Source organism: Microbacterium oxydans (assembly GCF_900095745.1).
GTDB lineage: Bacteria > Actinomycetota > Actinomycetes > Actinomycetales > Microbacteriaceae > Microbacterium > Microbacterium oxydans_B.
This window is the reverse complement of sequence record NZ_FMIR01000019.1, coordinates 314,780-339,395: the sequence shown is the minus strand read 5'-3', so window position 1 is coordinate 339,395 and position 24,616 is coordinate 314,780. Positions and strand designations below refer to the sequence as shown.

At 68.0% G+C, this 24,616-nt stretch carries 22 protein-coding genes; 13 read left to right on the top strand and 9 right to left on the bottom strand.

The annotated features are described in order from the left end of the window. Positions 1 to 5: 5 nt before the first annotated feature. The gene (locus BQ2383_RS17150) at positions 6 to 1,193 is read left to right on the top strand and encodes a RimK family alpha-L-glutamate ligase (RefSeq protein ID WP_029262827.1); all 1,188 of its coding nucleotides are present in this window, start codon (positions 6 to 8) and stop codon (positions 1,191 to 1,193) included. A 60-nt stretch (positions 1,194 to 1,253) separates the two neighbouring features. Here the strand turns inward: BQ2383_RS17150 and BQ2383_RS17145 are convergent, their stop codons facing one another. Then, positions 1,254 to 1,964, bottom strand: a complete 711-nt coding sequence (locus BQ2383_RS17145; RefSeq protein ID WP_091036703.1) for a DUF4191 domain-containing protein — start codon at positions 1,962 to 1,964, stop codon at positions 1,254 to 1,256. Positions 1,965 to 2,128: 164 nt separating this feature from the next. On the opposite strand from BQ2383_RS17145, the gene BQ2383_RS17140 reads away from it, so the two are divergent. Beyond that, complete coding sequence (locus BQ2383_RS17140) at positions 2,129 to 3,646, top strand: hypothetical protein (protein WP_091036700.1); 1,518 nt, start codon at positions 2,129 to 2,131, stop codon at positions 3,644 to 3,646. Between the two features lie 14 nt (positions 3,647 to 3,660). Here BQ2383_RS17140 and sucB read toward each other — a convergent pair whose 3' ends face one another. The 3 genes from sucB to BQ2383_RS17125 form a co-directional block, all read right to left on the bottom strand. Continuing rightward, entirely contained in the window at positions 3,661 to 5,388 is a 1,728-nt protein-coding gene (sucB, locus tag BQ2383_RS17135) for a 2-oxoglutarate dehydrogenase, E2 component, dihydrolipoamide succinyltransferase (RefSeq protein WP_091036698.1), read from the bottom strand. Positions 5,389 to 5,455: 67 nt separating this feature from the next. Next, positions 5,456 to 6,829, bottom strand: a complete 1,374-nt coding sequence (lpdA, locus tag BQ2383_RS17130) for a dihydrolipoyl dehydrogenase (protein ID WP_091036696.1) — start codon at positions 6,827 to 6,829, stop codon at positions 5,456 to 5,458. 3 nt (positions 6,830 to 6,832) lie between these two features. Beyond that, on the bottom strand, positions 6,833 to 8,305 hold the full coding sequence (locus BQ2383_RS17125) for a leucyl aminopeptidase (RefSeq protein WP_091036693.1): 1,473 nt from the start codon (positions 8,303 to 8,305) through the stop codon (positions 6,833 to 6,835). Between the two features lie 114 nt (positions 8,306 to 8,419). Between BQ2383_RS17125 and BQ2383_RS17120 the strand changes: the two genes are divergently transcribed. The 3 genes from BQ2383_RS17120 to BQ2383_RS17110 all read left to right on the top strand — a co-directional run bounded on the left by BQ2383_RS17120 (position 8,420) and on the right by BQ2383_RS17110 (position 11,460). Then, positions 8,420 to 9,361: a proteasome assembly chaperone family protein gene (locus tag BQ2383_RS17120; RefSeq protein WP_091036691.1), complete on the top strand. Its 942-nt coding sequence runs from the start codon at positions 8,420 to 8,422 to the stop codon at positions 9,359 to 9,361. A gap of 168 nt (positions 9,362 to 9,529) precedes the next feature. Then, entirely contained in the window at positions 9,530 to 10,768 is a 1,239-nt protein-coding gene (locus BQ2383_RS17115) for an RNA polymerase sigma factor (RefSeq protein ID WP_091036688.1), read from the top strand. After that, the gene (locus BQ2383_RS17110) at positions 10,765 to 11,460 is read left to right on the top strand and encodes a coenzyme F420-0:L-glutamate ligase (RefSeq protein WP_091036685.1); all 696 of its coding nucleotides are present in this window, start codon (positions 10,765 to 10,767) and stop codon (positions 11,458 to 11,460) included. The genes BQ2383_RS17115 and BQ2383_RS17110 overlap by 4 nt, the downstream gene beginning before the upstream one ends. A 60-nt stretch (positions 11,461 to 11,520) precedes the next feature. Here the strand turns inward: BQ2383_RS17110 and BQ2383_RS17105 are convergent, their stop codons facing one another. Then, positions 11,521 to 12,537 (bottom strand): sugar-transfer associated ATP-grasp domain-containing protein, encoded by a 1,017-nt coding sequence (locus BQ2383_RS17105; protein WP_091036683.1) that lies wholly within the window; start codon positions 12,535 to 12,537, stop codon positions 11,521 to 11,523. An 80-nt stretch (positions 12,538 to 12,617) separates the two neighbouring features. Here BQ2383_RS17105 and BQ2383_RS17100 point away from each other — a divergent pair, with 80 nt between their 5' ends. Then, the gene (locus BQ2383_RS17100; protein WP_244176039.1) at positions 12,618 to 13,322 is read left to right on the top strand and encodes an alanine racemase; all 705 of its coding nucleotides are present in this window, start codon (positions 12,618 to 12,620) and stop codon (positions 13,320 to 13,322) included. Continuing rightward, a complete protein-coding gene (locus BQ2383_RS17095; protein ID WP_091036677.1) occupies positions 13,319 to 14,359 on the top strand; it encodes an alanine racemase in 1,041 nt (346 codons plus the stop codon). The genes BQ2383_RS17100 and BQ2383_RS17095 overlap by 4 nt, the downstream gene beginning before the upstream one ends. A 5-nt stretch (positions 14,360 to 14,364) precedes the next feature. Here the strand turns inward: BQ2383_RS17095 and BQ2383_RS17090 are convergent, their stop codons facing one another. Beyond that, complete coding sequence (locus BQ2383_RS17090; RefSeq protein WP_029263258.1) at positions 14,365 to 14,583, bottom strand: DUF7455 domain-containing protein; 219 nt, start codon at positions 14,581 to 14,583, stop codon at positions 14,365 to 14,367. Positions 14,584 to 14,764: 181 nt separating this feature from the next. On the opposite strand from BQ2383_RS17090, the gene BQ2383_RS17085 reads away from it, so the two are divergent. Further along, entirely contained in the window at positions 14,765 to 16,891 is a 2,127-nt protein-coding gene (locus BQ2383_RS17085; RefSeq protein WP_432206351.1) for a DNA gyrase/topoisomerase IV subunit B, read from the top strand. A 60-nt stretch (positions 16,892 to 16,951) separates the two neighbouring features. Here BQ2383_RS17085 and BQ2383_RS17080 read toward each other — a convergent pair whose 3' ends face one another. Further along, a complete protein-coding gene (locus BQ2383_RS17080; RefSeq protein WP_091036675.1) occupies positions 16,952 to 19,393 on the bottom strand; it encodes a DNA gyrase/topoisomerase IV subunit A in 2,442 nt (813 codons plus the stop codon). A 44-nt stretch (positions 19,394 to 19,437) separates the two neighbouring features. Here BQ2383_RS17080 and BQ2383_RS17075 point away from each other — a divergent pair, with 44 nt between their 5' ends. Further along, positions 19,438 to 20,559: an alkaline phosphatase family protein gene (locus BQ2383_RS17075; protein WP_167381654.1), complete on the top strand. Its 1,122-nt coding sequence runs from the start codon at positions 19,438 to 19,440 to the stop codon at positions 20,557 to 20,559. A gap of 66 nt (positions 20,560 to 20,625) precedes the next feature. On the opposite strand, the gene sepH is transcribed toward BQ2383_RS17075, so the two are convergent. Next, entirely contained in the window at positions 20,626 to 21,669 is a 1,044-nt protein-coding gene (gene sepH, locus BQ2383_RS17070) for a septation protein SepH (RefSeq protein ID WP_091036670.1), read from the bottom strand. A gap of 196 nt (positions 21,670 to 21,865) precedes the next feature. Between sepH and BQ2383_RS17065 the strand changes: the two genes are divergently transcribed. Beyond that, positions 21,866 to 22,159: a DUF4193 domain-containing protein gene (locus tag BQ2383_RS17065; protein WP_029263263.1), complete on the top strand. Its 294-nt coding sequence runs from the start codon at positions 21,866 to 21,868 to the stop codon at positions 22,157 to 22,159. A gap of 133 nt (positions 22,160 to 22,292) precedes the next feature. Here the strand turns inward: BQ2383_RS17065 and BQ2383_RS17060 are convergent, their stop codons facing one another. Then, complete coding sequence (locus BQ2383_RS17060; RefSeq protein ID WP_432206350.1) at positions 22,293 to 22,766, bottom strand: DUF3093 domain-containing protein; 474 nt, start codon at positions 22,764 to 22,766, stop codon at positions 22,293 to 22,295. A 3-nt stretch (positions 22,767 to 22,769) separates the two neighbouring features. Here BQ2383_RS17060 and dut point away from each other — a divergent pair, with 3 nt between their 5' ends. Genes dut through BQ2383_RS17045 form a run of 3 tightly spaced genes read left to right on the top strand, consistent with a single transcriptional unit; the run spans position 22,770 to position 24,555 of the window. Further along, positions 22,770 to 23,240 (top strand): dUTP diphosphatase, encoded by a 471-nt coding sequence (dut, locus tag BQ2383_RS17055; protein WP_167381653.1) that lies wholly within the window; start codon positions 22,770 to 22,772, stop codon positions 23,238 to 23,240. Next, complete coding sequence (locus BQ2383_RS17050) at positions 23,237 to 23,824, top strand: DUF3710 domain-containing protein (protein ID WP_091036661.1); 588 nt, start codon at positions 23,237 to 23,239, stop codon at positions 23,822 to 23,824. Before dut ends, BQ2383_RS17050 begins: the two co-directional genes overlap by 4 nt. After that, entirely contained in the window at positions 23,821 to 24,555 is a 735-nt protein-coding gene (locus BQ2383_RS17045) for a DUF3159 domain-containing protein (RefSeq protein ID WP_091036658.1), read from the top strand. Before BQ2383_RS17050 ends, BQ2383_RS17045 begins: the two co-directional genes overlap by 4 nt. Positions 24,556 to 24,616 lie beyond the last annotated feature (61 nt).

The window sequence follows — 24,616 nt, the reverse complement described above, 5'->3', positions numbered from 1 at the left end:
CCCCCGTGAAGATCGCAGTGCTCTCCCGTGCGCCGCAGGCGTACTCCACCCAGCGACTACGCGCAGCTGCGCTTCAGCGCGGACACAACGTCAAGGTGCTCAACACGCTGCGCTTCGCGATCGATCTCACCGCCGATGAACCCGACCTCCACTATCGAGGTCGTCAGCTCAGCGACTACGACGCGATCCTGCCCCGCATCGGCAACTCGATCACCTACTTCGGCACGGCCGTGGTCCGGCAGTTCGAGCAGATGGACGTCTACACGCCGAACACCGCGAACGGGATCTCCAGTGCACGCGACAAGCTTCGCGCGAACCAGATCCTGTCACGGCACAACATCGCGATGCCGCCGACGGCGTTCGTGCGCAACCGCGCCGACGTGCGCCCGGCGATCGAGCGCGTCGGTGGGGCACCGGTCGTGATCAAGCTCCTGGAGGGGACCCAGGGCATCGGCGTCATCCTCGCTCCCCAGGTCAAGGTGGCCGAGGCGATCATCGAGACGCTGCACTCCACCAAGCAGAACGTGCTGATCCAGAAGTTCATCTCGGAGAGTCGTGGGCGCGACATCCGGGCGCTCGTCGTCGGCGACCGGGTCGTGGCCGCGATGCGGCGTTCGGCCGCCGGAGACGAATTCCGCTCGAACGTGCATCGCGGCGGATCGGTCGAGGCCGTCGAGCTCGACCCCGTGTACGAGCGTGCCGCCGTCCGTTCCGCGCAGATCATGGGGCTGCGGGTCGCTGGCGTCGACATGCTCGAGGGCGACGACGGACCGCTGGTCATGGAGGTCAACTCCTCGCCGGGACTGCAGGGCATCGAGACGGCGACGAAGCTCGACGTCGCCGGCGCCATCATCGACTACATCGCCGGTCAGGTCGCGTTCCCCGAGATCGATGTGCGCCAGCGGCTCACAGTCTCGACGGGATACGGCGTCGCGGAACTGATGGTGCATGGCGCCGTCGACCTGGTCGGCAAGACGCTGGGCGAGGCGGGCCTCTGGGAACGAGACATCACGGTCCTCACGCTCCACCGCGGCGTGAGCGTGATCCCGAACCCGCGCAAGCACGTTGTCCTCGAGGCCGACGACCGACTGTTCTGCTTCGGCAAGCTCGACGAGATGCGGTCGATGGTTCCCGAGCGTCGTCGACGGCGTGCGAAGGTCCGTCGCCTGCCCCGGCAGCCGCTCTCCGAATGAACGAGAGCGCGGCCGCCCTCGGAGGAGGATGGCCGCGCTCTTCGTATCAGAGTGCTGAACTCAACGAGGTCGCTGTGAGCGCACCTTCGTCGGGTCGATCCCCTTGGGGATCGGCAGCGAGGACAGCGACTGCGAGACCGAGTCCACGCGGCGGATGACCGCTGCCATGGTGGTCTTGTCGATGGCCTTCGGAAGCTTCTTGATCGTCTTCGCCAGGTCGGCGATCGCGACCTCGTCCTCGCCGTGTCCGACGTAGAGCACCGTGACGGGCACACCGTGCGCGACGCGCTGGGCCTTGCTGCGCTCCTCGTTGACGAGGCGGGTCAGGCGACCACGCGCGCCTTCGCCGACGACGACGATCCCCCCGCGACCGATGGTGCGGTACACCGCCTCCTGCGTCTTCGGGTTGATGCCGACGGGGGTCTCCGAGGCCTGCCAGCTGCGTCCGAGGCTGGTGCTGAGCACGTGGCCGGTGGCGCCGGGCATGCCGTCGATCTTCGTGTACATGGCCGACGTCGACAGGCGCGTCATGAGGAAGAGGGCGCCGAGGACACCCAGCATGAGGCCGGTGATGCCCCAGAGGATGAGCGTCCAGATCTGGAACGGCGGGATCAGGTATCCGGCGAGGAGGCCGATGAGGACGCCGCCGACGAGGATCGCGAGCTGTGCCCAGGGAAGCCACGCGTATGCCTCGCGGGTGAACCGGAAGAGGGACTTGATCTGGGAGAAGAACCCAGGACGCTTTTCGGGTTCAGGAGCACTCTTTGCCATGGAGACCAGCCTACCGAGTCCGCAGCCCTCGTGATGTCGCCGTTCGCGCGAAGCGGAGTCGGATGTGACGGCACTCTTCCTGCACATTCTCGCCATCGGCCGGAACCTGTTCACCATGGTCCCGATCGCGCAGATTCGGGTGTGCCGTCGGCTGTGATGGAGGAATGACAGACATCGGTACCCGTGACGTCCGGGGGACGGCCCTCGTTCCGGCCGCACATCGGGTGGTGCGGGTTCTCGACGCCGATGAGGGGCCGTTCGAGGGGGCGCTGGTCACTTCGGGGGACGGAGTGGCTGTGCGAGTGGACGCCTCGGCGCTCGAGGGGTGGATCGGATGGCGGTATGCGGGAGCGGAGCATGTGGCCGCGCCGATCGACGTCATCCGACGAGGCGGAGGCCATGATGTGCTGCTCCCGTGGTGCACGGATCAGGTGCTGGGGTTCCTGATCCGCCGATCGGCCACGGGGGCAGTGCTGAAGCCGGGGGAGTGCTGCACCCTCGTGATCAGCCTGCTGCGCGGTCTCGACGAGATCGGCGATGGTGCGGAGGGGCCGCGCACCGGTGCATGGTGGGTGACCGACGGTGGTCGGCCCGTGTTCGTCTTCGAAGTGCGGGGAGGGGCAGGGACCGATGCGCGAGCGGGAGCGGAGCAGATCGTCCGGAGACTGAGCGAAGACAGTACCGGCAAGGTGCTCACGCGGGCGCTCACAGCGATTGAGAAGGGGCTGGAGAAGGCCTCCGCGCAGCCGCGTATCCCGCCCCGACTCCTCGACGCGTGGGAGCAGGAACTCCTGAACGTCGCAGCTCCTCAACCTCTCGATCGCGGGTCGCATGCTCCGGAGCGGGCGAGGGAGATCGCGCGCGCGGTCACGTCTCCTGAGTCGATTCTTCCGCGGAACCGTCAGCGACTGCGGGCGGATCGTCGGCGCCCGAGCCGGCGGATAGTGACGACGGTCGTGACGCTCGCCGACGCCTCGAAGGAGTCCTCCAGGATCGCGTTCGCGCGGATCACGGCGGGGGTCCGGCGGCGACGAGGGCATAGCACGGGTGCGGCAGGGGATGCCGGAACGCGGTCGCACTCGCGGCGACGTCCGTTCATCCTGGCGGCAGCCCTGGCCGCCGTCGTGCTCGCCGCGGGGTTGCTCTGGCCGGAGGGTGGCGATCCGGGCGAGGCTGCTGATGCTCGAGAGCGGAGTGCGGAGGAACCGACCTCTACCGCTTCAGGGGGTGAGCCATCGGCGTCGCCCGCGTCGGAGGATGCCGGAGAGGGCGAGGGCGAGGAAGCCAAGGGACCCGAGGCGAAGACGGCCGCGGATGAGACCAGGGCGGCCGAAGATCCGAACAGGAGCAGCTCGTCGGGGGGAGACGATCCCGTGGCTGCAGCGGCTGCTTTGCTCACCACGATCACGGCATGCCGCACGCGGTCCGACTCCGTGTGTCCCGAGGCCGTGGCTTCAGGGTCTGACGGTGTGGTGAATGAGCTCAGGGCGGCGGAGGGGACCGCCGTCGAGCTGGTCGACGAGTACGGGGACGTCGCCGTGGTGCGGCTCGAGGTCGATCATGCGAAGGAGGAGACGGGAGGAGGCGATCCGCGAGAACCGGCGCACGTGATGGTCGTGCTCATCCGCGTTCAAGAGAAATGGCTGGTCCGCGACGTCTATGACGTCGCGGACCAGCCATGAGATGCTCTCTCGGGTCAGGCGCCGAGCTGAGCGGCGAACTGCGCCGACTCGAGGCGGGCCTTCACCGCACCCAGGAACCGTGCGGCATCCGCACCGTCGATGATCCGGTGGTCGTACGAGAGCGCGAGGTACACGTACGAACGGATCGCGATCGCATCCGCACCGCCGACCTTCACGAGACCGGGACGCTTGACGACCGTGCCGGTGCCAAGGATCGCGGACTGCGGAAGGAAGACGACAGGAGTGTCGAACAGCGCGCCTCGCGAACCGGTGTTGGTCAACGTGAACGTGCCTCCGGCAAGCTCGTCAGGCTTCAGCTTGTTGTCGCGCGTGCGGGCGGCCAGATCGGCGATCTCGTGCGCGATCTGTGCGATGTTCTTCGAGGCCGCGTCGCGGAGCACCGGCGTGAGCAGACCGCGCTCGGTGTCGACCGCGATCGACACGTTCTCGCTGGCCGGGTACACGATGTTCTCGCCGTCGACCGTCGCGTTCACGATCGGGAACGCCTGCAGTGCCTCGGCGGTCGCGAGCGCGAAGAACGGCAGGAACGACAGCTTGTCGCCGGTCTTCTCGAGGAAGGAGGCCTTCACACTGTCGCGGTAGTCTGCCAGCGCTGTGACATCGACCTCGACCACCGTGGTCAGCTGAGCGGTCTGCTGCATGGACTCGACCGCGCGCTTGGCCAGAACCTTGCGCAGGCGCGACATCGGCTGCGTGGTGCCGCGCAGCGGAGACACCTCGAGCGGTGCCGGTGCCGGCGCCGATGCGGCTGCTGCAGCGGGTGCCGCGGCGGTCTCCGCGGCCTTGAGGACGTCTTCCTTTCGGATGCGGCCACCCACACCGGTTCCGGTGACGGATGCGAGGTCCACGCCCTGCTGTGCGGCAAGGCGACGCACCAGGGGCGTCACGTACAGGTTGTCGTTCTCGGTGGGCAGCGCGAGCTTCTGCGCAGCCGGAGCAGCGGCAGGTGCCGGAGCGGCGGCGGGTGCCGGAGCGGCGGCGGGTGCCGGAGCGGCGGCCGGTGCGGCGGCGGGTACCGGTGCCTCGGCAGCCGGTGCCTCGGCAGCGGGTGCCTCAGCGGCCGGCGCAGCGCCGGAACCGACACGAGCGAGGACAGCGCCGACAGCCACGGTCTCATCTTCGCCGGCGACGATCTCCTGCAATACACCGGCGACCGGCGACGGGATCTCGGTGTCGACCTTGTCGGTCGAGATCTCCAGGAGTGCCTCGTCGACGGCGATGGTGTCGCCGACCTGCTTGAGCCAGCGGGTCACGGTGCCTTCGGTGACGCTCTCGCCGAGCTCGGGCAGCACGATGTCGGTCGCGTCTCCGGCGGGAGCGGATTCTGCAGCCGGCGCCTCCGCGGCGGGTGCGGGGGCCTCCGCGGCAGGTGTGGCCGCAGCAGGTGCGGATTCCGCGGGCGCGGCCTCGGCCTCGGCGGGCGCGGCCTCAGCGGGTGCAGCCTCGGCGGCAGCAGGAGCGTCTCCCGCAGGGGCCGATTCGCTGCCATCACCGATTCGCGCGAGAAGCGCACCGACCTCGACGGTCTCGTCTTCGGCCACGAGGATCTCCTCGATCACGCCGGAAACAGGGGAGGGGATCTCGGTATCGACCTTGTCGGTCGAGATCTCGAGCAGGCCCTCATCCGCCTGCACGGTGTCTCCCACCTGCTTGAGCCAGCGGGTGACCGTACCCTCTGTGACGCTCTCGCCGAGAGCGGGGAGGACGACGGATGTGCTCATGACTGAGTCTCCTTCAAGAAGTTGTATGACGCTTGTCTAGCTTAGTGACTCGGGCACCGGTTGGTGCTCAGAGGGCGTGCAGGGGCTTGCCGGCCAGTGCAAGGAAGGCTTCGCCGAGTGCCTCGCTCTGGGTCGGGTGGGCGTGGATCAGGGGGGCGATGTCCTCGGGGTGGGCCTCCCAGGCGACAGCGAGCTGCCCCTCGGTGATGAGCTCGCCGACGCGATCGCCGAGCAGATGCACGCCGAGAACAGGGCCGTCCTTGAGCTGGACGACCTTGACGAGCCCGCTCGTCCCGATGATCTCACTCTTGCCGTTGCCGGCGAGGTTGTATTCGTACGCCGCGACCGCGTCGGCGCCGTGCTCGGCGATCGCAGCCTCCTCGGTGACACCGACCGAGGCGACCTCAGGGCTCGAATAGGTGACCTTGGGGATCTGTACGTCGGGGATGTTCGCGGGGGACAGACCGGCGATCCGCTCGGCGACAGCGATGCCCTGCTGGAACCCGCGGTGCGCGAGCTGCAGGCCGGGAACGATATCGCCCACAGCCCACACCCCGGGGACGCCGGTGCGCAGGTTCTCGTCGACCGTCACGAAACCACGGTCGAGGGTGACGCCTGCCTCCTCGAATCCGAGGTCGGCGGTGACGGGGCCGCGCCCGACGGCGACGAGCAGGTAGTCGGCCGTGAACTCCTTGCCGTCTTCGAGCGTGACCGTGACGGAGGAGTCATCCTGCGTCGCCGTCTGGAAGCGGACACCGAGCGAGTACTGGATGCCGCGGCGACGGAATGCGCGCTCCAGGCCCTTGCTGAGGGCGATGTCCTCGTTCGGGACCAGGTGCGGCAAAGCTTCGATGATCGTGACCTCGGAGCCGAAAGAGCGCCACACACTGGCGAACTCGACGCCGATGACACCGCCGCCGAGGATGAGGACGCGCTCCGGGATGACGTCGAGTGCGAGCGCCTGTTCGCTGGTGAGAATCCGCCCGCCGATGTCGAGGCCGGGAAGTGAACGGCTATAGGAACCCGTCGCGAGCACCACGTCGGCGCCGACGTACACATCGTCGCCGACACTGACGCTGCGATCGGCGTTCAGCCGGCCGAGACCGGCGACGGTGGTGATGCCGCGAGCCTTGACGAGTCCCTCGAGACCCTTGAACTTCTTCGCGACGATGCCCTCGCGGTAGGCGCGGACACCTGCGGGGTCGATGCCCTCCAGTGTCGCCGTGACTCCGACGGAGGCGGCATCGCGAACGTGCTCGGCGACCTCTGCGGCGTGCAGCAGTGCCTTGGTCGGGATGCAGCCGCGGTGCAGGCACGTGCCGCCGACCTTGTCCTTCTCGACGAGTGCGACGGACTTGCCGAGTTCCCTCGCACGCAGAGCCGCGGCGTAGCCGCCGCTGCCGCCGCCCAGGACGACGACGTCGAAGGTGTGGGTTGTCATGTGTCATGCCTCCTTGTGGGATGCTGCGGCGAAGGCGACGATCGATCGGACCATCGCCCCCGTGGGGCCCTTCTCCGTGAAGCCGTACGGCGATCCGCCGTGCTCGCCGGAGCCGGCGATGTCGAGGTGGACCCAGGGGATGCGCGGTGCGTCCTCGGCCTCGGAAGTGCGGCCGACGAAGCGGCGCAGGAACAGGCCGGCGAACGAGGCGCCTCCCATCCGGTCACCCATGTTCGCGTTCTGCAGGTCGGCGATGGGGGAATCGAGCGACTCCTCCATGTAGGTCGGCAGCGGCATGTGCCAGGCGGGCTCGTCGACCTGCTCGGCCGCGGCGAGGAACTCGGCGACGGTGTCATCATCGCCGAAGACGCCCGTGTGGCGGTGCCCGAGGGCGGCGACGATCGCACCGGTGAGAGTGGCGACGTCGATGATCACATCCGGCTGCTCGCGACTCGCGGCGACCAGGCCGTCGGCGAGCACGAGCCGGCCTTCGGCATCGGTGTTCTGGACCTCGACGGTCGTGCCGTCGAGGATGCGGATGACGTCGCCCGGACGGAGGGCGCGCCCGGAGGGCATGTTGTCGGTGATGCAGAGCCAGGCCGTCACATGAACCGGGAGCTGCAGCGCGGCGATCGCGCGGAGCGCCGCGAGAGAGGTGGCCGCTCCCGCCATGTCGAATTTCATCCCGACCATCGATGCCGCGGGCTTCAGCGACAGGCCGCCCGTGTCGAAGGTGATGCCCTTGCCGACGAGGGCGATGTGGCGCTTCGCTCCGACGGGCGAGTAGTCGAGACGAACCAGCCGCGGCGGCCGGTCGGAGCCCTGTCCGACACCCAGGATGCCTCCGAAGCCCTTCTCCGCCAACTCCTTCTCGTCGAGGATCTCGACCGTGACGGCGAGGTCGGCGACGCTGTCGGCGGCACTCTGCGCGAGCTGCGCGGGGCTCTGCCACTCTGCGGGCACATTGACGAGGTCTTTGATCAGCGCCACAGCATCGCCGATGGCCTGGGCGTGTGCGGCCTCCGCATCGGTGAGCGCCGCGTGGAGGGTGACCGCGGTGGCACGGGTCTTGCCCTTCTCGGAACGGTATCCGTCGAAGCGGTGACCGCCGAGGACGGAACCCTCGGCCGCCGCAGCGGCGAACCCCTCGAGACCGTCGGCGAGACCGAGCGCGACGTGGTCGAATCCGGTGAGGGAGCGCAGCGCGGCACCGGCTGCATTGCGGACGGCGGCGGCGTCGGGCTTGTCGCCTGCTCCCACGACCGCGAACGGCACAGCGGCGACCTCGGGGAGGTGCACGCGGGCGAATGATCCGGTGGAGCCGGTGAATCCGATACCTGCTAGCGCGTCGGCCAGGCCCGGGTAGGAGGACAGCGATTCCGCAGACTCGGGAAGAGCGGCGACGACGAGCACTGCGGCATCTGCAGCGCTTCCGGGGAACTGAGCGGTGGTGTGCGAGAGCACGGGAAGCGTCATGTCTTCCATCCTAGGATCTTCGCCGCAGCATGGTCGTCCGCCGCCCATGGGAGTGTTCGCTCTCAGCATGATGCGTCGCGCCCCGGTATCCGGACCTGCTCGTAGCATGGAGGCATGCCCTTCTCCGGTGAGATCCACGAACGTGTCGCGAATGCGCCGACAGTGCCGCACGGCCTGCCCCTGGTGGTTCTCCTCACCGGTTTCACCGATGCGGGCAGCGCTGTCTCCGGGCTCATCGACCACCTGCGCGAGACCGCGTCGCCCGAGCCGATCGTCGTCTTCGACAACGATGCACTGCTGGACTATCGCGCTCGACGGCCGGTGATCTCCTTCGACCAGGATCACCTCACCGAGTTCCGTCCGCCCCGGCTCGAGCTCTCCCTCGCGACGGATGCCTTGGATCGGCCCTTCCTCCTCCTCGCCGGCTATGAGCCGGACTTCGCTTGGAACGCATTCGCGAGCACGGTGCTGGATCTGGCCGCGGAGTTCGATGTTTCCGGGCTCCACTGGGTCCACTCGATCGCCATGCCGGTGCCGCACACCCGTCCGATCGGCACGACGGTGAGCGGCAACCGTCGCGACCTCACGGTTGCGCATTCGGTGTGGAGGCCGCGGACCCAGGTGCCGGCCACTGCCGGGCACCTGCTCGAGTTCCGTTTCATCGAGCGCGATGAGCGCGCGGTCGGGTTCGTGCTGCTGGTACCGCACTATCTCGCGGAGACGGAGAATCCCGATGCCGTGATCGCCGCCGCCGAGAAGCTCATGGCCTCGACGGGCCTGGTACTGATGCTCGACGCGGTGCAGGAGCGGCGTGAGGACTACCTGACGCGCGTCGGGGAGCAGGTCGCGGGGAACGACGAGCTGCAGCAGATGGTGCACAACCTCGAGCGTCGCTACGACGCCTACATGGCGGGGCGCAACCCCGACGACGATTCCTATGACGAGGGCGGATTCAGCGAGCGCGACCTGCCCAGCGCCGATGAGCTGGCGGCCGAGCTGGAGCGCTACCTCGCCTCTCGTCCGTCCGGCGACGAGGACAAGCCCGGTCGCGGTTGAGATCGATACGGGAGAACTTCGTCGGAATGCGTCCGCATCGCCACACGTGTGCGATACTAGGACTCTGACCCGTTGTCAATCAGTGTTTTCGAGCGCTGGACTTGACAAGGGTCTTACTAGTGTCCGAAATGTCCCGGGGCTACACAGCAGCTCCGTGAAAGGCGAAACGTGACTCCTGCCACGACGAAGAACACCCGGACGAAGAAGGCTGCCGAAGAGACGACCGCCGACGCTCCGGTCGAGGCCGATGCGCCCGAGAAGCCCGCGCCGCTGAGCGCGGCGAAGCGTGCTGCCGCGAAGCGCGCCCCCGTCAAGAAGAAGAAGGCCGAGGACGTCGTCGAAGAAGACGAGGCTCCTGCCGTGGCCGCTGTCGACGACGACGAGGACGAAGACGCCAAGCCGAAGTTCACCGAGCCGCTGCCGACCGGCGCGATCGTCATCTCGTCGAACGATGATGAAGACGTTCCCGTCTACTCGACGCAGATCACCGGTGCTACGGCTGACCCCGTCAAGGACTACCTGAAGCAGATCGGAAAGGTCGCGCTCCTGAACGCGGCCGAAGAGGTCGAGCTCGCGATGCGCATCGAGGCGGGTCTGTTCGCCGAAGAGAAGCTGTCGGCGATGTCGGCGGCCGAGAAGACGAGCCAGCTCGGACTCGACCTGCAGTGGGTTGCCCGCGACGGCCAGCGTGCGAAGAGCCACCTGCTCGGCGCCAACCTCCGTCTCGTCGTCTCCCTCGCGAAGCGCTACACGGGCCGCGGCATGCAGTTCCTGGATCTGATCCAGGAGGGCAACCTCGGTCTGATCCGTGCCGTCGAGAAGTTCGACTACACCAAGGGCTTCAAGTTCTCGACCTACGCCACCTGGTGGATCCGTCAGGCGATCACGCGTGCGATGGCCGACCAGGCCCGCACGATCCGCATCCCGGTGCACATGGTCGAGGTCATCAACAAGCTCGCCCGCGTGCAGCGTCAGATGCTGCAGGACCTCGGTCGCGAACCCACTCCGGAAGAGCTCAGCCGCGAGCTGGACATGACACCGGAGAAGGTCGTGGAGGTGCAGAAGTACGGCCGCGAGCCCATCTCGCTGCACACTCCGCTCGGCGAGGACGGCGACAGCGAGTTCGGTGACCTGATCGAGGACACCGAGGCCGTGGTTCCGGCAGACGCCGTGGGATTCACCATGCTGCAGCGTCAGCTCGAGCAGCTGCTCGACTCGCTCTCCGAGCGCGAAGCAGGCGTGATCCGCATGCGCTTCGGTCTGGGCGACGGTCAGCCCAAGACCCTCGACCAGATCGGTGACACGTTCGGCGTGACGCGCGAGCGCATCCGCCAGATCGAGTCGAAGACGATGGCGAAGCTGCGTCACCCGAGCCGTTCGCAGTCCCTGCGGGACTACCTCGAATGAGCCAGGCGAACGACGGCAAGGCTCTCGAGGCGAGCGTCGACGGCAAGAGCTATGCGCGCATCCCGCTGCGCACTCGTGTGGTCATGCCCGAGGACGACATCGATGCGATCATCACCGAGTACGCCAAGGACGCGGTGCAGCCGGGCGACCTGCTGTTCGTGACCGAGAAGATCGTGGCGATCACGCAGGGGCGGTCATACCGTCTCGATGAGATCAAGCCGCGCAAGCTCGCGCTGTTCCTGTCGAAGTACGTCACTCGCACGCCGTACGGCATCGGGCTCGGCATGCCGGAGACGATGGAGATGGCGCTGCGGGAGTGCGGTACGCCGCGCATCCTGTTCGCATCTGCCGTGGCGGCGGTCACCAAGGCGTTCGGTCGCCGCGGTGACTTCTATCGCATCGCGGGAGACAAGGCCCGCGCGATCGACGGACCCACCAAGCACACGATCCCGCCGTACAACGAGGCGGTCGTGCTCGGACCGAAGGATCCTGACGGTGTCGCAGCCCGCCTCAAGAAGCTCATCGGCGGTCACGCGGAGGTCGCGGTGGTCGACATCAACGATCTCGGGGGCAACATCCTCGGTTCGACGCTCGACAAAGACGGTGAGCGTCGTCTGGTGAAGATCCTCGGCGACAACCCCCTCGGCCAGGGCCTCGAGTCCACGCCGCTCGGAATCGTCCGCGCGATCTGATCCCTCGGAACACATGAAGAAGGCCCCGGATGCTCGAGCATCCGGGGCCTTCTTCGTGTCTCAGAAGCCGATGACCTCGCGGTAGCGGGGCTTGTGACCGGTGCGGATGCCGGTGACACTGGGCTTGTTCTCATAGACGCCGGCGCCCCAGTTGCCCTCGACGAGTACGGGGCCGTCGGGGGACACGACGATGTCCCAGCCGACGTACTGCACCTGCGGCACGACGCGGGCGACCTCGTCGATGAAAGCCCGCACCTCTTCCATGTACGGCAACTGGAAGTCGGCGATGCGGAAACCGGAGTCGGGGTGCGTCTCGTGCACGTGCCCGTGCGAATCGTAGCCGGCGCCGATGGCGTGGCCGTTCTCGTCGAGCATCGTGTAGAAGCCACCGAAGGTCATCTGATCGCTGACCTCGCCGCGTCCGAACTTCTGCGCCATCGCGAGGATGTGCGCCTTCTCGCCATCGAAGAACGCGGTGATGCGGGTGGTGTTCACGGTGCCGGGGCACACGGCCGCCAGGGCATCGTGCTGACGGATCACCTCTTCGATGAGCAGTTCGCCGCGCTCCAGCAGTCCGCGGTGGAACTCGTCCCAATCGTCGACATCGGCGGCGTGGTAGCGGTGCACACCCGTGCCCGCCTGCCCCACCGGCTCCTTCGTCACGATCGTGCCGAGGCGTTCGGTGAGTTCACGGACGGCCTGAGCGTTGCCCTCTTCGACGACCATCCACTCGCGCTTCAGGAACGCGGAGAACTGCTTGTCGAACTCGACCTTGTCCTGGAAGATCCAGCGGTAGTCCGGGTGGTCGTACCGCTGCGAGAGCTGGTTCGACACCGGGTGCGTCATGTACGTCTCGCGTTCGGCCTTGGTGAGCATCGCGAAGTCGTAGTCGATGTAGTCCTGGAATCCGACGTTGTGGCGGGCGGCGGACCACAGCATGTCCACGACGATGCCGGGCACAGCCTTGTGGTGCTGCTCGGAAGCCTCTTTGGCCCGTTCCACCACCGATCCGACGTCGATGCGGCGGGCACGTCCCAGCAGGTAGCGGATGCGGGGCGTGAGGGAAAGACGAGACATGTGGCTCCTGGGTCGGGGTCCCCTTCAGTCTACGGGGGCGCGGCAGGTCGACCTGGGAGTCGGCGGCTAGGGTGGAAGACGTGTGGGAAACGACTTCCAGCTCGCTGCCGCGGGCGATGATCTCCCGGTCTGCGCTGGCCACGGCGGCCTCGGCGGCGGTCCGAGCCGGCGGCCGCATCGCCGACCTCCGTCGTGATGCCTGGGGGCACGGCGTGCTCGCCGTCGCCCAGGCTGTGACGGCCGCGGGCGCGGAAAGCGTGCGTGTCGATGTGCCGGGCGAAGTCGAAGCGCTCCAGCTGGAAGGGATCGTCGGAGTCACGACCGGAGAGCCCGACATCGACCCCGCTCTGCTGTACGGGCTGCCCGGTGCAGCAGGGGCTTCCTCGACGAGTCCGGTGATGCGGCTGACGGGTCGAGTCCTGTCGACCAAGCCTCTGCGCGCAGGGGACGCCGTGTCGTACGGGTACACATTCCGTTCCCAGACGGCGACGACCGTGGCGCTGGTGACCGGTGGCTACGCTCAGGGCATCGTGAGGGCGCTCGGGAACCATGCCCACGTCGAGATCGACGGGTCGGCCAGGCCGATCGTCGGACGCGTGGCGATGGACGTCTGCGTCGTCGACCTCGGGGGAGCGGCCACGGAGGTCGGGTCCGAGGTCACCTATTTCGGCGGCGACGGGCCGCTCGCCGACGGCATCGCACGGTGGGCCGAGGTCACCGGGATGGAGCCGGCGGAACTCATCACCGTCGCCGGATCGCACGCCGTCCGGGGGTGGGAGGCATGACCCGCCCGGAACTCCGGCTGAGCAGCAGCAGCCTTCGCGCGAACATCGCAGTGGTGCGTCGACGCATCTCTCCCTCGAATCTCATGTTGGTGCTGAAAGACGATGCCTACGGCCACGGCCTCGCTTGGGTGGTCGACACCGCGCTGCAGGAGGGCGTCGAATGGTTCGGCAGCTACGACATCCGCAGCGGGCTCGCAGTACGTCGGGTAGCTGGAGGAGATGTCAGGATCTTCGCCTGGGCGACCTCGACCGATGACGAGATCGACGAGGCGCTGCTGCACGACATCGATCTCGGCGTCGGCACGATCGAGTATCTGCGGCGGATCATCGCCCGTGCCGCGGTCGTGGGCGCGAGCGCCCGTGTCCACCTGAAGATCGACACCGGACTGCACCGCAACGGCGTTCTGCCTGCGGACTGGGCGACGGCCGTCGCCGAGGCGCGCGAGGCGGAGCGGAACGGCCTGGTGGATCTCGTGGGCGTGTGGAGTCACATCGCCGAGGCGAGCGATGCCGAGGACGACGCGGCCCAGGTGGTCTTCCTCGATGCCGTGCGGATCGTGGAGGAGTCGGGTCCGTCGCCCGTCGCGGTGCACCTGACGGCGTCCGCAGCCTCCTGGTGGAGGCCCGAGCTTCGCGGAACCGTGTCGCGCATCGGCGCGTTCTGCTACGGCATCCGTTCCGCAGACGGGCCCGAGCTCGAGGGGATCGTGCCCGTCGCGAGCCTCGTCGCCACCGTCACCGAGATGACGGACGACGGGGTATACATCGGCATCGGAAGCTTCGACGGCCTTCCCTCGACGCTGACCGGTGCGTCGGTCGGCACGCCCGCTGGCGCCAGAGTACTTCGTTCAGTGGGCCACACCGCATCGGTGGTGGAAGGGTGGCCCGGTGTGCGCGTCGGCGACGAAGTCGTGCTGTTCGGCGCAGGACCCCAGGGGGAGTCGTCTGCCACAACCCTCGCCGAGCGTATCGACACGGTGGGCGAGGAGATCCTCACCCGGCTGACCGCTCGGGTCCGCCGGGTCGTGCGGGACTGACGGCGTCAGACCGCCTGGATCAGGCGAGCAGTCTCGTCGTGCCAGCTGGTCGCGATGCTGCGGAGCTTCTCTTCGTACTTGCGGCCGTGGTGGGCGCAGAACAGGAGCTCGGAGCCGTTCACCTCGGCGGCGATGTACGCCTGAGCGCCGCACGAATCACAACGATCCATTGCCGTCAGACGGAACTCGATGGTGGAGGTGTCACGTTCGGTCGTTGCATTCATCTCGGTGCCTCCTCGGGTGTCGGCTTCGCTTGCTGATTTGGTCAATACAACCACGCTGCACCTGTGGGCATGCCCGGTTTGCGGCGTGTTTCGCTCAGCGCGTACGGGACGGGCACGGACTGGACGCGTACGGGGAGTGTCTGCGGCCGGAGTACAGGTCGCGAGAATAGACTCAGAGATTGTGAATGCCGAGTATTCTGCCCACCATCTCCAGGTGCTTGAGGGGCTCGAAGCTGTCCGCAAGCGCCCGGGCATGTACATCGGGTCGAACGGTTCGCCGGGCCTCATGCACTGCCTCTGGGAGATCATCGACAACTCCGTCGACGAGGCGGTGGCGGGCAACGGCACGAAGATCGACATCATCCTGCACGCCGACGGCAGCGTCGAGGTACATGACCGGGGCCGCGGCATCCCCGTCGACGTCGAGCCGCGCACCGGCCTCACCGGCGTCGAGGTCGTCTACACCAAGCTGCACGCGGGCGGAAAATTCGGCGGTGGCTCCTATGCCGCCTCCGGCGGCCTGCACGGCGTCGGCGCGTCGGTCGTGAACGCGCTCTCGGAACGCCTCGACGTCGAGGTGGATCGTGGGGGGAAGACGTATGCGATGTCGTTCCATCGCGGCGAGCCCGGCATCTTCAAGGATTCTGGCGAGAAGCGCCCCGACGCCCCGTTCACGCCGTTCCAGGACAACAGCGAGCTTCGCGTCATCGGCAAGGCGCCTCGCGGCGTCACCGGGACCCGCGTGCGGTACTGGGCCGACCGTCAGATCTTCACCAAGGACGCGGCGTTCCAGCTCACCGAGCTTGAGACGCGGGCGCGCCAGACGGCCTTCCTCGTCCCGGGGCTCGAGATCGTCGTCAAGGACGAGCGGGCTGCCGGTCAGGTCGTCCCGATTCCTGATTCCGAGGGCGAGACCACCACCCTCGGCCCCGTCGAGACCTCCTACCTGTACGAAGGCGGCATCTCGGAGTTCGTCGAGTATCTGGCGACCGATCCTCCTGTCACGGACACGTGGCGCATCCAGGGGGAGGGGACGTTCAAGGAGACCGTTCCTGTCCTGCAGGCCGACGGTCACATGGTCTCCACCGAGGTGGAGCGGACGTGCGCCGTCGACATCGCGCTGCGCTGGGGCACCGGATACGACACCCGCGTTCGTTCATTCGTCAACATCATCTCCACCCCCAAGGGCGGCACCCACCAGCAGGGGTTCGAGCAGGAGCTCCTGAAAGTGCTGCGGACGCAGGTCGAGCAGAACGCGCGCCGACTCAAGGTCGGCAACGACAAGCTCGAGAAGGACGATGTCCTAGCCGGCCTCACGGCGGTCCTCACGGTCAACGTTCCGGAGCCGCAGTTCGAGGGCCAGACCAAGGAGATCCTGGGTACGCCGGCCGTGCGGGCGATCGTCGCCCAGGTGATCCGCAAGGACCTGGGGGAGCGCTTCAGCTCGACCAAGCGTGACGATAAGAACCAGGCGTCGCAGTTGCTCGACAAGATCGTCTCCGAGATGAAGGCCCGCGTGTCTGCGCGCGCCCACAAGGAGACGCAGCGTCGGAAGAACGCTCTCGAGTCGTCGACGCTGCCGACGAAGCTCGTCGACTGCCGCACGAACGAGGTCGAGCGCAGCGAGCTCTTCATCGTCGAGGGCGACTCGGCACTCGGGACCGCGAAGAACGCACGCAACAGCGAGTTCCAGGCCCTGCTGCCGATCCGGGGAAAGATCCTCAACGTGCAGAAGGCCTCCGTCGGCGACATGCTGTCCAATGCCGAGTGCGCGTCGATCATCCAGGTGATCGGCGCCGGCTCCGGCCGGACGTTCGATCTCAGCGCCGCGCGCTACGGGAAGATCATCCTGATGAGCGACGCCGACGTCGACGGCGCGCACATCCGCACGCTGCTGCTGACGTTGTTCTTCCGCTACATGCGACCGCTGATCGAGGACGGTCGCGTTTTCGCCGCCGTTCCGCCGCTGCACCGAGTCATCGTCATGAACCCGGGGTCGAAGCCGAACGAGACGATCTACACCTACAGCGAGCAAGAGATGCACGCGCTGCTGACGAAGCTCCGCAAGGCCGGCAAGCGCTGGCACGAGCCGATCCAGCGCTACAAGGGTCTCGGGGAGATGGACGCCGAGCAGCTGGCCAACACGACCATGGACCGCTCCGGCCGTCTGCTGCGTCGCGTGCGCATGGAGGATGCCGAGGCCGCAGGCCGTGTCTTCGAGCTCCTGATGGGCAACGAGGTGGCCCCGCGCCGCGAGTTCATCATCGATTCGTCCGACCGGCTGTCGCGCGAATCGATCGACGCCTGACCCCGATCGGGTGAAGAAACGGGAGAGGGGCCGCGGATCGCCGCGGCCCCTCTCCCGTTCTCAGACGAGTGTGCGGCCGATGCTGCCGATCACGCCGTCGATGGGCTGACCCGAGGCGTCACGTCGTGCTCCGGCTTCAGGGAGCTTGCGCACGGCGCCGGTCGGGTCGACAGCCAAAGGCGGGTTCGGCCCCACCCAGGCGACGGTGAGCCGATCCTCGCCCTTCAGGAACGAGTGCGCGCGCACGCCGCCCGTGGCGCGGCCCTTCGCCGGATACTCCGCGAACGCCGACACCTTCGCGCGTCCCGGGTCGGTGCCGGGCAGGATGCTCTCGCCACCGGAGACCGTTGCGACGACAACCTCCGCTGCGGGATCGACGACGCCGAAGAACAGCACCGTTGCACCGGAGCCGAGCTTGACTCCGGCCATGCCGCCTGCCGGTGCTCCCTGAGGGCGCACGTTCGCGGCGGGGAAGTGGAGCAGCTGCGCGTCGCTCGTGACGAACACGAGATCGGACTCGTCGGTGGCCTCCGCTGCACCCACGACCGTATCGCCGGGCTTCATGCTGATGACCTCGAGATCGGGGCGCGCCGGCAGCGACGTCGGGACGATGCGCTTCACCGTTCCCTGCGCCGTGCCGAGCGCGATCGGCGTCTCGCTGTCGAAACGCACGAACCCGAGGATCCGCTCGTTCCTGGTCGTGATCCCGAGGTAGTCGCGCAGCGGTGTCCCCGCAGCGAGCTGAACGGAGGTCGCGGGAACGGAGGGCAGGTCGACGGGGGAGAAGCGCACGACACGGCCGAGGCTGGTGAGAGCCCCGATCTCCGCACGGACCGTCGTCTCCACCGTCGTCAGGATCGCGTCGTGCTTGCTGCGACGTGCCGGAACGGTCAGCTCCTGCCCCTCGCCGAGGTCGACCCGCACGGCGCGGCCCGTGGTGGACAGCACGAGGACCGTGGGCGCGTCGGCGATCTGCAGATCGACCGCTCCCTTGGTCGCTCGCGGCTTGGGCGGGGCGGCGTTCATGAGCAGCGTCCGGCGCGGCGTGCCGTACGCGTCGGCCGCCGCATCCAGTTCCTTGGCGACCACGCCACGCAGGAGCACCGGGCTGCCGAGCAGTTCGCGGAGGGCGGCGATCTCCGCCAGCAGCGCATCGCGTTCGGTCTCGAGTTCGATCCGCGAGAACTTGGTCAGGCGGCGCAGTCGCAGCTCGAGGATGTACTCGGCCTGCAGCTCGCTCAGGTCGAACACCGAGCGCAGGCGCGTGCGCGCCTGCTCCGAGTCGTCGGAGGAGCGGATGACCTGGATGACCTCGTCGATGTCGAGGATCGCGATGAGCAGGCCCTCGACGAGGTGCAGACGCTCTTCACGGCGCGCGAGGCGGTAGCGACTCCGCCGCGTGATCACCTCGAGGCGATGGCCCACGTAGACGCTCAGCATCTCCTTGAGGCCGAGGGTGCGCGGCTGGCCGTCGACGAGCGCGACGTTGTTGATGCTGAACGAGTCCTCGAGCGGCGTCAGACGGTACAGCTGCTCGAGCACGGCGTTCGGGTCGAATCCCGTCTTGACGCCGATCGCGACGCGCAGCCCGTGGTTGCGGTCGGTCAGGTCGGTGACGTCGCTGATCCCCTGCAGCTTCTTCGCCTGCACGGCGTCACGGATCTTCTCGATCAGCCGCTCGGGGCCGACCATGTACGGCAGCTCGGAGACGATGATGCCGGTGCGGCGCGGACCCAGCGGCTCGATGGAGGTCTTGCCCCGGACCTTGAGCGCTCCGCGTCCGTTCGTGTAGGCGTCCTTGACGCCGTCGAGACCCATCAGGATGCCGCCGGAGGGGAAATCGGGACCGGGGACGAACTCCATCAGATCTTCGGTGGTGGCGTCCGGGTTCTCGAGCAGATGCGTCGCCGCTGCCACGACCTCGATGAGGTTGTGCGGTGCCATGTTCGTCGCCATGCCCACGGCGATACCACTGGCGCCGTTGACGAGGAGGTTCGGGAAGGCAGCAGGGAGCACGGCCGGCTGCTGGAACTGGCCGTCGTAGTTCGGGATGAAGTCGACGACGTCTTCGTCGAGGTTCTCGGTGAGTGCGAGCGCCGCCGCCGCGAGCCGGGCCTCGGTGTATCGGGCGGCAGCCGGGCCATCGTCGAGAGATCCGAAGTTGCCGTGGCCGTCGATCAGGGGCACGCGCAGCGCCCACTCCTGCGCGAGACGAACCAGCGCGTCGTAGATGGCGGAGTCGCCGTGAGGGTGGAGCTTTCCCATGACCTCGCCGACGACGCGTGCGCTCTTGACGTGGCCGCGGTCGGGGCGGAGACCCATCTCGGCCATCTGGTACAGGATGCGGCGCTGCACCGGCTTCAGACCGTCGCGGGCATCGGGCAGAGCGCGGGAGTAGATCACCGAGTACGCGTACTCGAGGAACGAACCCTGCATCTCGGCGGAGAGGTCGATGTCCTGGATGCGCTCCTCGACGGGCTCGGGCGGCGGGGTTTTCGGCATGGACTTCCTGAGGGCGTACGGGAGCCTGTGTCAGACTGGCTCGGATGTCCCTCATGCTACCGTCCGCCTCGCCCAGTGCCCGGAGCGTCGTCGGGGTGGCGGACGACCTGTTCGCCGCGCTCCGAGGCGAGTCCGAGGTGCTGCCGCGTGCGGAATCCGTGGTTCTCGTCGTCGTCGACGGTCTCGGGGCGATCAGCCTCCGTGCCCACGCAGGGCACGCCCGCTCGCTGACGGCCGGGATGGCGAAGAAGGACGTCGCGCAGTCGGTGTTCCCCTCGACCACGGCCGCTGCGCTCACCAGTATCGTCACGGGCGTGTGGCCGGGTGAGCACGGCCTCGTCGGCTACCGGGTGCTCGATTCGAGCCGCGACGTGCTGGTCAATCAGCTCAGCGGCTGGGAGACCGACGGGATCGACCCGCTCACCTGGCAGCCGGTGCCGACCATCTTCGAACGCGCCGGTCATGACGGACACGAGAGTTTCGCGGTCGGGTTCGCCGGCTACGCACACAGCGGATTCACGAAGGCCACGCTCCGGGGCGCGGAGTTCGTCGCGGCGACGACGGCGACCGCGCGCATCGAAGCCGCGTACGCGCTCGCGCAGGCCCACCCCGGGTCGCTCGTCTACTGCTACCTTCCCGAGGTCGACAAGGCCGGCCACAAGCACGGCATCGCGTCGCGCGAGTGGGTCGCGGCACTCGAAGATATCGATGCCGCCCTGGCCGCTCGGGTGCCGCCGGGGGTCGGCGTGCTCGTCACTTCGGACCACGGGATGGTCGATGTGGCCGTCAATCGACAGGTCGTGCTGGAGGAGGTGCATCTGCGGGACGTGCGTCATGTCGGCGGCGAGCCGCGGATGCTGCATGTCTATCTCGAATCCGACGCCGACACCGCCGCGGTCACCGCCCGGTGGCGGCGAGACCTGGAGGGCGTCGCGGACGTCGTCACCCGGGATGAAGCCATCCACGCTGGACTGTTCGGGCCGACCGTCACCGCAGCGGCGTCGGCCCGGATCGGCGATCTGCTGGCCGTCGCCCGCGGTGCGTGGGCCGTCTATGACGGGACCGCTGCGGACCAGCGCGGGCGCGGCATGATCGGGCAACACGGAGCACTCACGCCCGAGGAGCGGCAGGTTCCGCTGATCAGGCTCGGCGCTTTCGCGCGCTGAGACAGCGAACGAGGAACGGTCGGGGAGCCGTTACTCGTCGGCACCGGTGTCGTCGGCGCCGGTCAGTCACTCGTCGGTGCGGGCTCCGAAGACGATCTCGTCCCACGAGGGCATGGCATTGCGGCGGCGACGGCGGCCGCCGGAGTCTGCGGGGTCGGACGGGGCGGCCTGGGCGGAAGGCTGCTCCGGCTCGGGTTCATCGTCGGGCTGCTCGAGCGCGTCGAAAAGTGAGATCGGGTCGGAGTGGTCGGCCTCGTCTGCGTCGTCGAGCAGGGGAGCCGTCTCGCGCTGGCCGCGACGGCGGCGGAGCGCCTCCAGCAGGTCGGCGGTCTCGGGGCTCGTGTTCTGTGCGGAGGGAGCGCGCTTGATGGCGGCATCCTGCGCGGCGATGTCGGAGCGCTCCGGGAGCGAGGGGTCTTCGAACTCCGCCTCGGGCGCAGGCAGTAGGCGCGGACCGAAGGCGCCCGAGTCGAACCGACTCTCGTCCTTGTACGGGGAGTTGATGCGTTCCGCGTCCACCGCACGCAAGCGCGGGATGAGACCTTCGGGCAACGAACCCTGTCGCGAGAGCTGGGTGGCGTCGGCGTTCAGCGGCGAGAGAGCACTGCGGCGAGGGTCGAAGCTCCAGCGGGCGTCATGGTCGACGTCATTCGCCGTGAACTCGAGCTTGATCGTCCAGCTGGAGTCTTCCTTCCAGCTCGCCCATCGCTCCGCCGTCGCTGCGACCTCGGCGAGCTTCGCGCGGACCGCGGCGCCGAAGGTCGGCTGGGCGTCGGGTTCCACCTCACTGCCGATCAGCACGGGAACCGCGAGTGCCTGGCCGATGATGTGCTCGCGCTCGGCAAGGACCGGACCCTCGAAGCGGGCGACGTCGTCGACGCTGATTCCCAGCAGCTCGGCGACCTCGGGAGCGGTGAGTCCGGCGCGGATCTGCGCCTGGATGTCGCGCGGGCTCGCGGCGAGCTTCTGCGCGGTGGGCTCTGCCTGGCGGGTGGCGCGACGGATCTCACGCTGCAGCACGTCGTCGATGGGCAGCGAGAACCGCTCGCCCGACTCGGTCGCGAGTACGAGGACTCCTGCTTCTGTGCCGACGATGGTGACGTTTTCCATGCGAATGCCCCTCTGATGGGTGTCCGTTCATGGTGTCACGCATGCGGCGTCCGGGCCGGGAATACCCTGGGCGTGCCGTGAGTTTGCTCTGTCGCACGGACCGCATTTGCGTTATGTCTCCGGGTCGTGCAAACTATGGCCGCCGATACCCGACGGCGCACCACCCACTCGCACCATGAAAGTGGAGATCTACCGCATGGCAACCGATTACGACGCCCCCCGAAAGAGCGAAGACGACTCCGAGTCGATCGAAGCCCTCAAGGAGCGTGTGCCGGACAAATCTTCCGGCTCAAGCGGGGACGAAGACTCCGACAACCCGTCGAACTTCGACCTTCCGGGTGCCGACCTCTCCGACCTCGAGCTCGACGTCGTCGTGCTGCCCGCGCAGCAGGACGAATTCACGTGCATGAGCTGCTTCCTCGTGAAGCACCAGTCACAGCTCGACCACGAGGGCGCATCCGGGCCCATCTGCAAGGAGTGCGCTGCGTAAGCAGTCCTCCGAGCGACGTCTCACGCGCCCCCGACCGTTCGGTCAGGGGCGCGCTGTCGTATGCGGGCGGTGCCCGTCAGGAACGCGTGGCGCGGTCAGGGACGGGCTGCACCCCGCAGGAGCGGCCGCGTCGTCAGGAACGCGCAGCGCGGATTGCCGCGGCCAGGCGGTCGGGGGTGCGGCTCGAGATGGTCCAGGAATCGACCGGGTCGTCCGCGTCGAGATTCGGAACGACGACGATCCCGTCGATCCCGCCGCGGATCAGGTGCCAGCCGCGTGCGGGAAGACCGGGACCGCGTGCCTGTCGGGCTTCCTCTCCGTCGAGTGCCAGCGGGTCGCCCAGATGTTCGACGTCGATGTGGGCGCGACCGGCACGCAGCGTACGGCCCTCCACCGACACGACCGGCGTCGCCGCGATGAAACCGAGCACGAGCAGTGCAGAGACGGCGGCGCCGACGATCAGCGCGACGGTCGACCCGATGGGCACGAAGACGAGAGACACCATCGGCCCTGCCACCGCGACGGTGACCAGCAGCCAGAGGCTGGGCGAGAGTCGTTCGCGGTAGTGGACACGTGCGTCTGTGGCGGGGTTCTGCATTAGCCTCATGGGGTGACCGATTCCGTTGATGTCCCCATTATCGCTGCAGTGGTGCCCGGATACGCACATCCGGGCGATGCCGGCGCCGATCTGGTCGCGGCCGAGGCTGTGCATCTGGAACCGGGCGAGCGCGCTCTCGTGGCCACCGGAGTCCGGATCGCGCTTCCCGACGGATATGCCGCTTTCGTCGTTCCGCGCAGCGGGCTGGCGGCCAAGCACGGGATCTCCATCGTGAACTCGCCGGGGACGGTCGACGCCGGGTACCGGGGCGAGATCAAGGTGAGCCTGATCAACACCGATAACAGGAGCGCGTACGATGTGGCCGTCGGCGATCGCATCGCACAGCTGATCATCATGCCGGTGACACGCGCCACGTTCATCCCGGTGGATGAGCTGCCGGACAGCGTCCGCGGCGCCGGCGGTTTCGGCTCCACCGGATACCAGGCGGGGCTCACGCAGAACGAAGCAGGGCAGAACAGATGACTGACAACAACGCGACTCCTTCGAAGTCGGCACCCGCGAACCGCGCCACCGACGGACCTTTCGACGACTCCGAGGCGAACCCGGTTCGCCCGTACATCGACCTCGGCGGGATCAAGATCCTGCCGCGCGAAGGGCTGAATCTCCGACTCGAGGTGGAGGAGCAGACCAAGCGCATCGTCGCCGTCGGCCTCGACTACGCGGACTCCTCCCTGCAGGTGCAGCCGTTCGCCGCCCCGCGGTCCGGCGGACTGTGGGATGAGACGCGCGTACAGCTGCGCGACCAGGTCAAGGCGCAGGGCGGCCGCGTGGAGGAGCGTGACGGGCCCCTGGGCAAGGAGCTCCTCGCCGAGGTCCCTGCGACCGCGAGCGAAGGTTCCGGTCTGCGGCTCGCGCGGTTCATCGGCATCGACGGCCCGCGCTGGTTCCTCCGCGGCGTGATCGGCGGAGCGGGTGCGTCGGATCCCGAGGCCGGCGCCAAGGTCGAGGACCTCTTCCGCTCGATCGTCGTCGTGCGCGGCGGCTCTCCGATGCCCCCGCGTGATCTGATCCCGCTCAAGATGCCGGCGACCCCGGGCTCCGCGTGAGCACTCCGGAAGCCGATCCGGAACGCGAGAAGAGCACCTCCGAGATCCTCGGGGCGGCTCTCGGCAGCGCGGCGCGCCGTGCGGGGCTCGACCCCGCGGAGACCGCCAGCACGCACAAGGTCGTCTGGTCGGCGATCGGCGGAGTCCGCGGCATCCTCGAATCGGTGCTGCCGAGCCTGGCATTCGTGATCATCTTCACGATCCGCCCGGAGCCGCTGATCCTCTCGCTCGGGATCTCGGTCGGCCTCGCCGCGGTCTTCACGATCATCCGACTGCTGCAGAAGTCACCGCCCTCCGCGGCGATCGGCGGACTCGTCGCCGCGGGCGCTGCGGCTGCGCTCGCACTGTGGACCGGTCGCGGAGCGGACAACTTCGTCCCCGGTCTCATCACCAATGCGGTCTATGGATCGGTCATCCTCGTGTCGGCACTCGTCGGCTGGTCGCTGATCGGCCTCGCGGTCGGCTTCCTGATGGGGGAGGGCACCACCTGGCGCAACGATCGGCGCAAGCGTCGCGCCTACTTCTGGCTCGGAATCGCGTGGGCAGCACTGTTCTTCGCTCGACTCGCCGTACAGCTCCCGCTGTATCTCGCGGGTGATGTGACCGCACTCGGCACGCTCAAGCTCATCATGGGGCTGCCGCTCTTCGCCCCGTTGATCGCCGTCACCTGGCTTGTGGTGCGTGCTCTCCATCCGCGCGGCCCGTCGCGCGAAGATGCCGCCGAGGCGTGATAGATTTATCTTGACATCAAGATAAATCGCAGGCTTTCGCCGGTGAGCTGCGCGGAGCAGA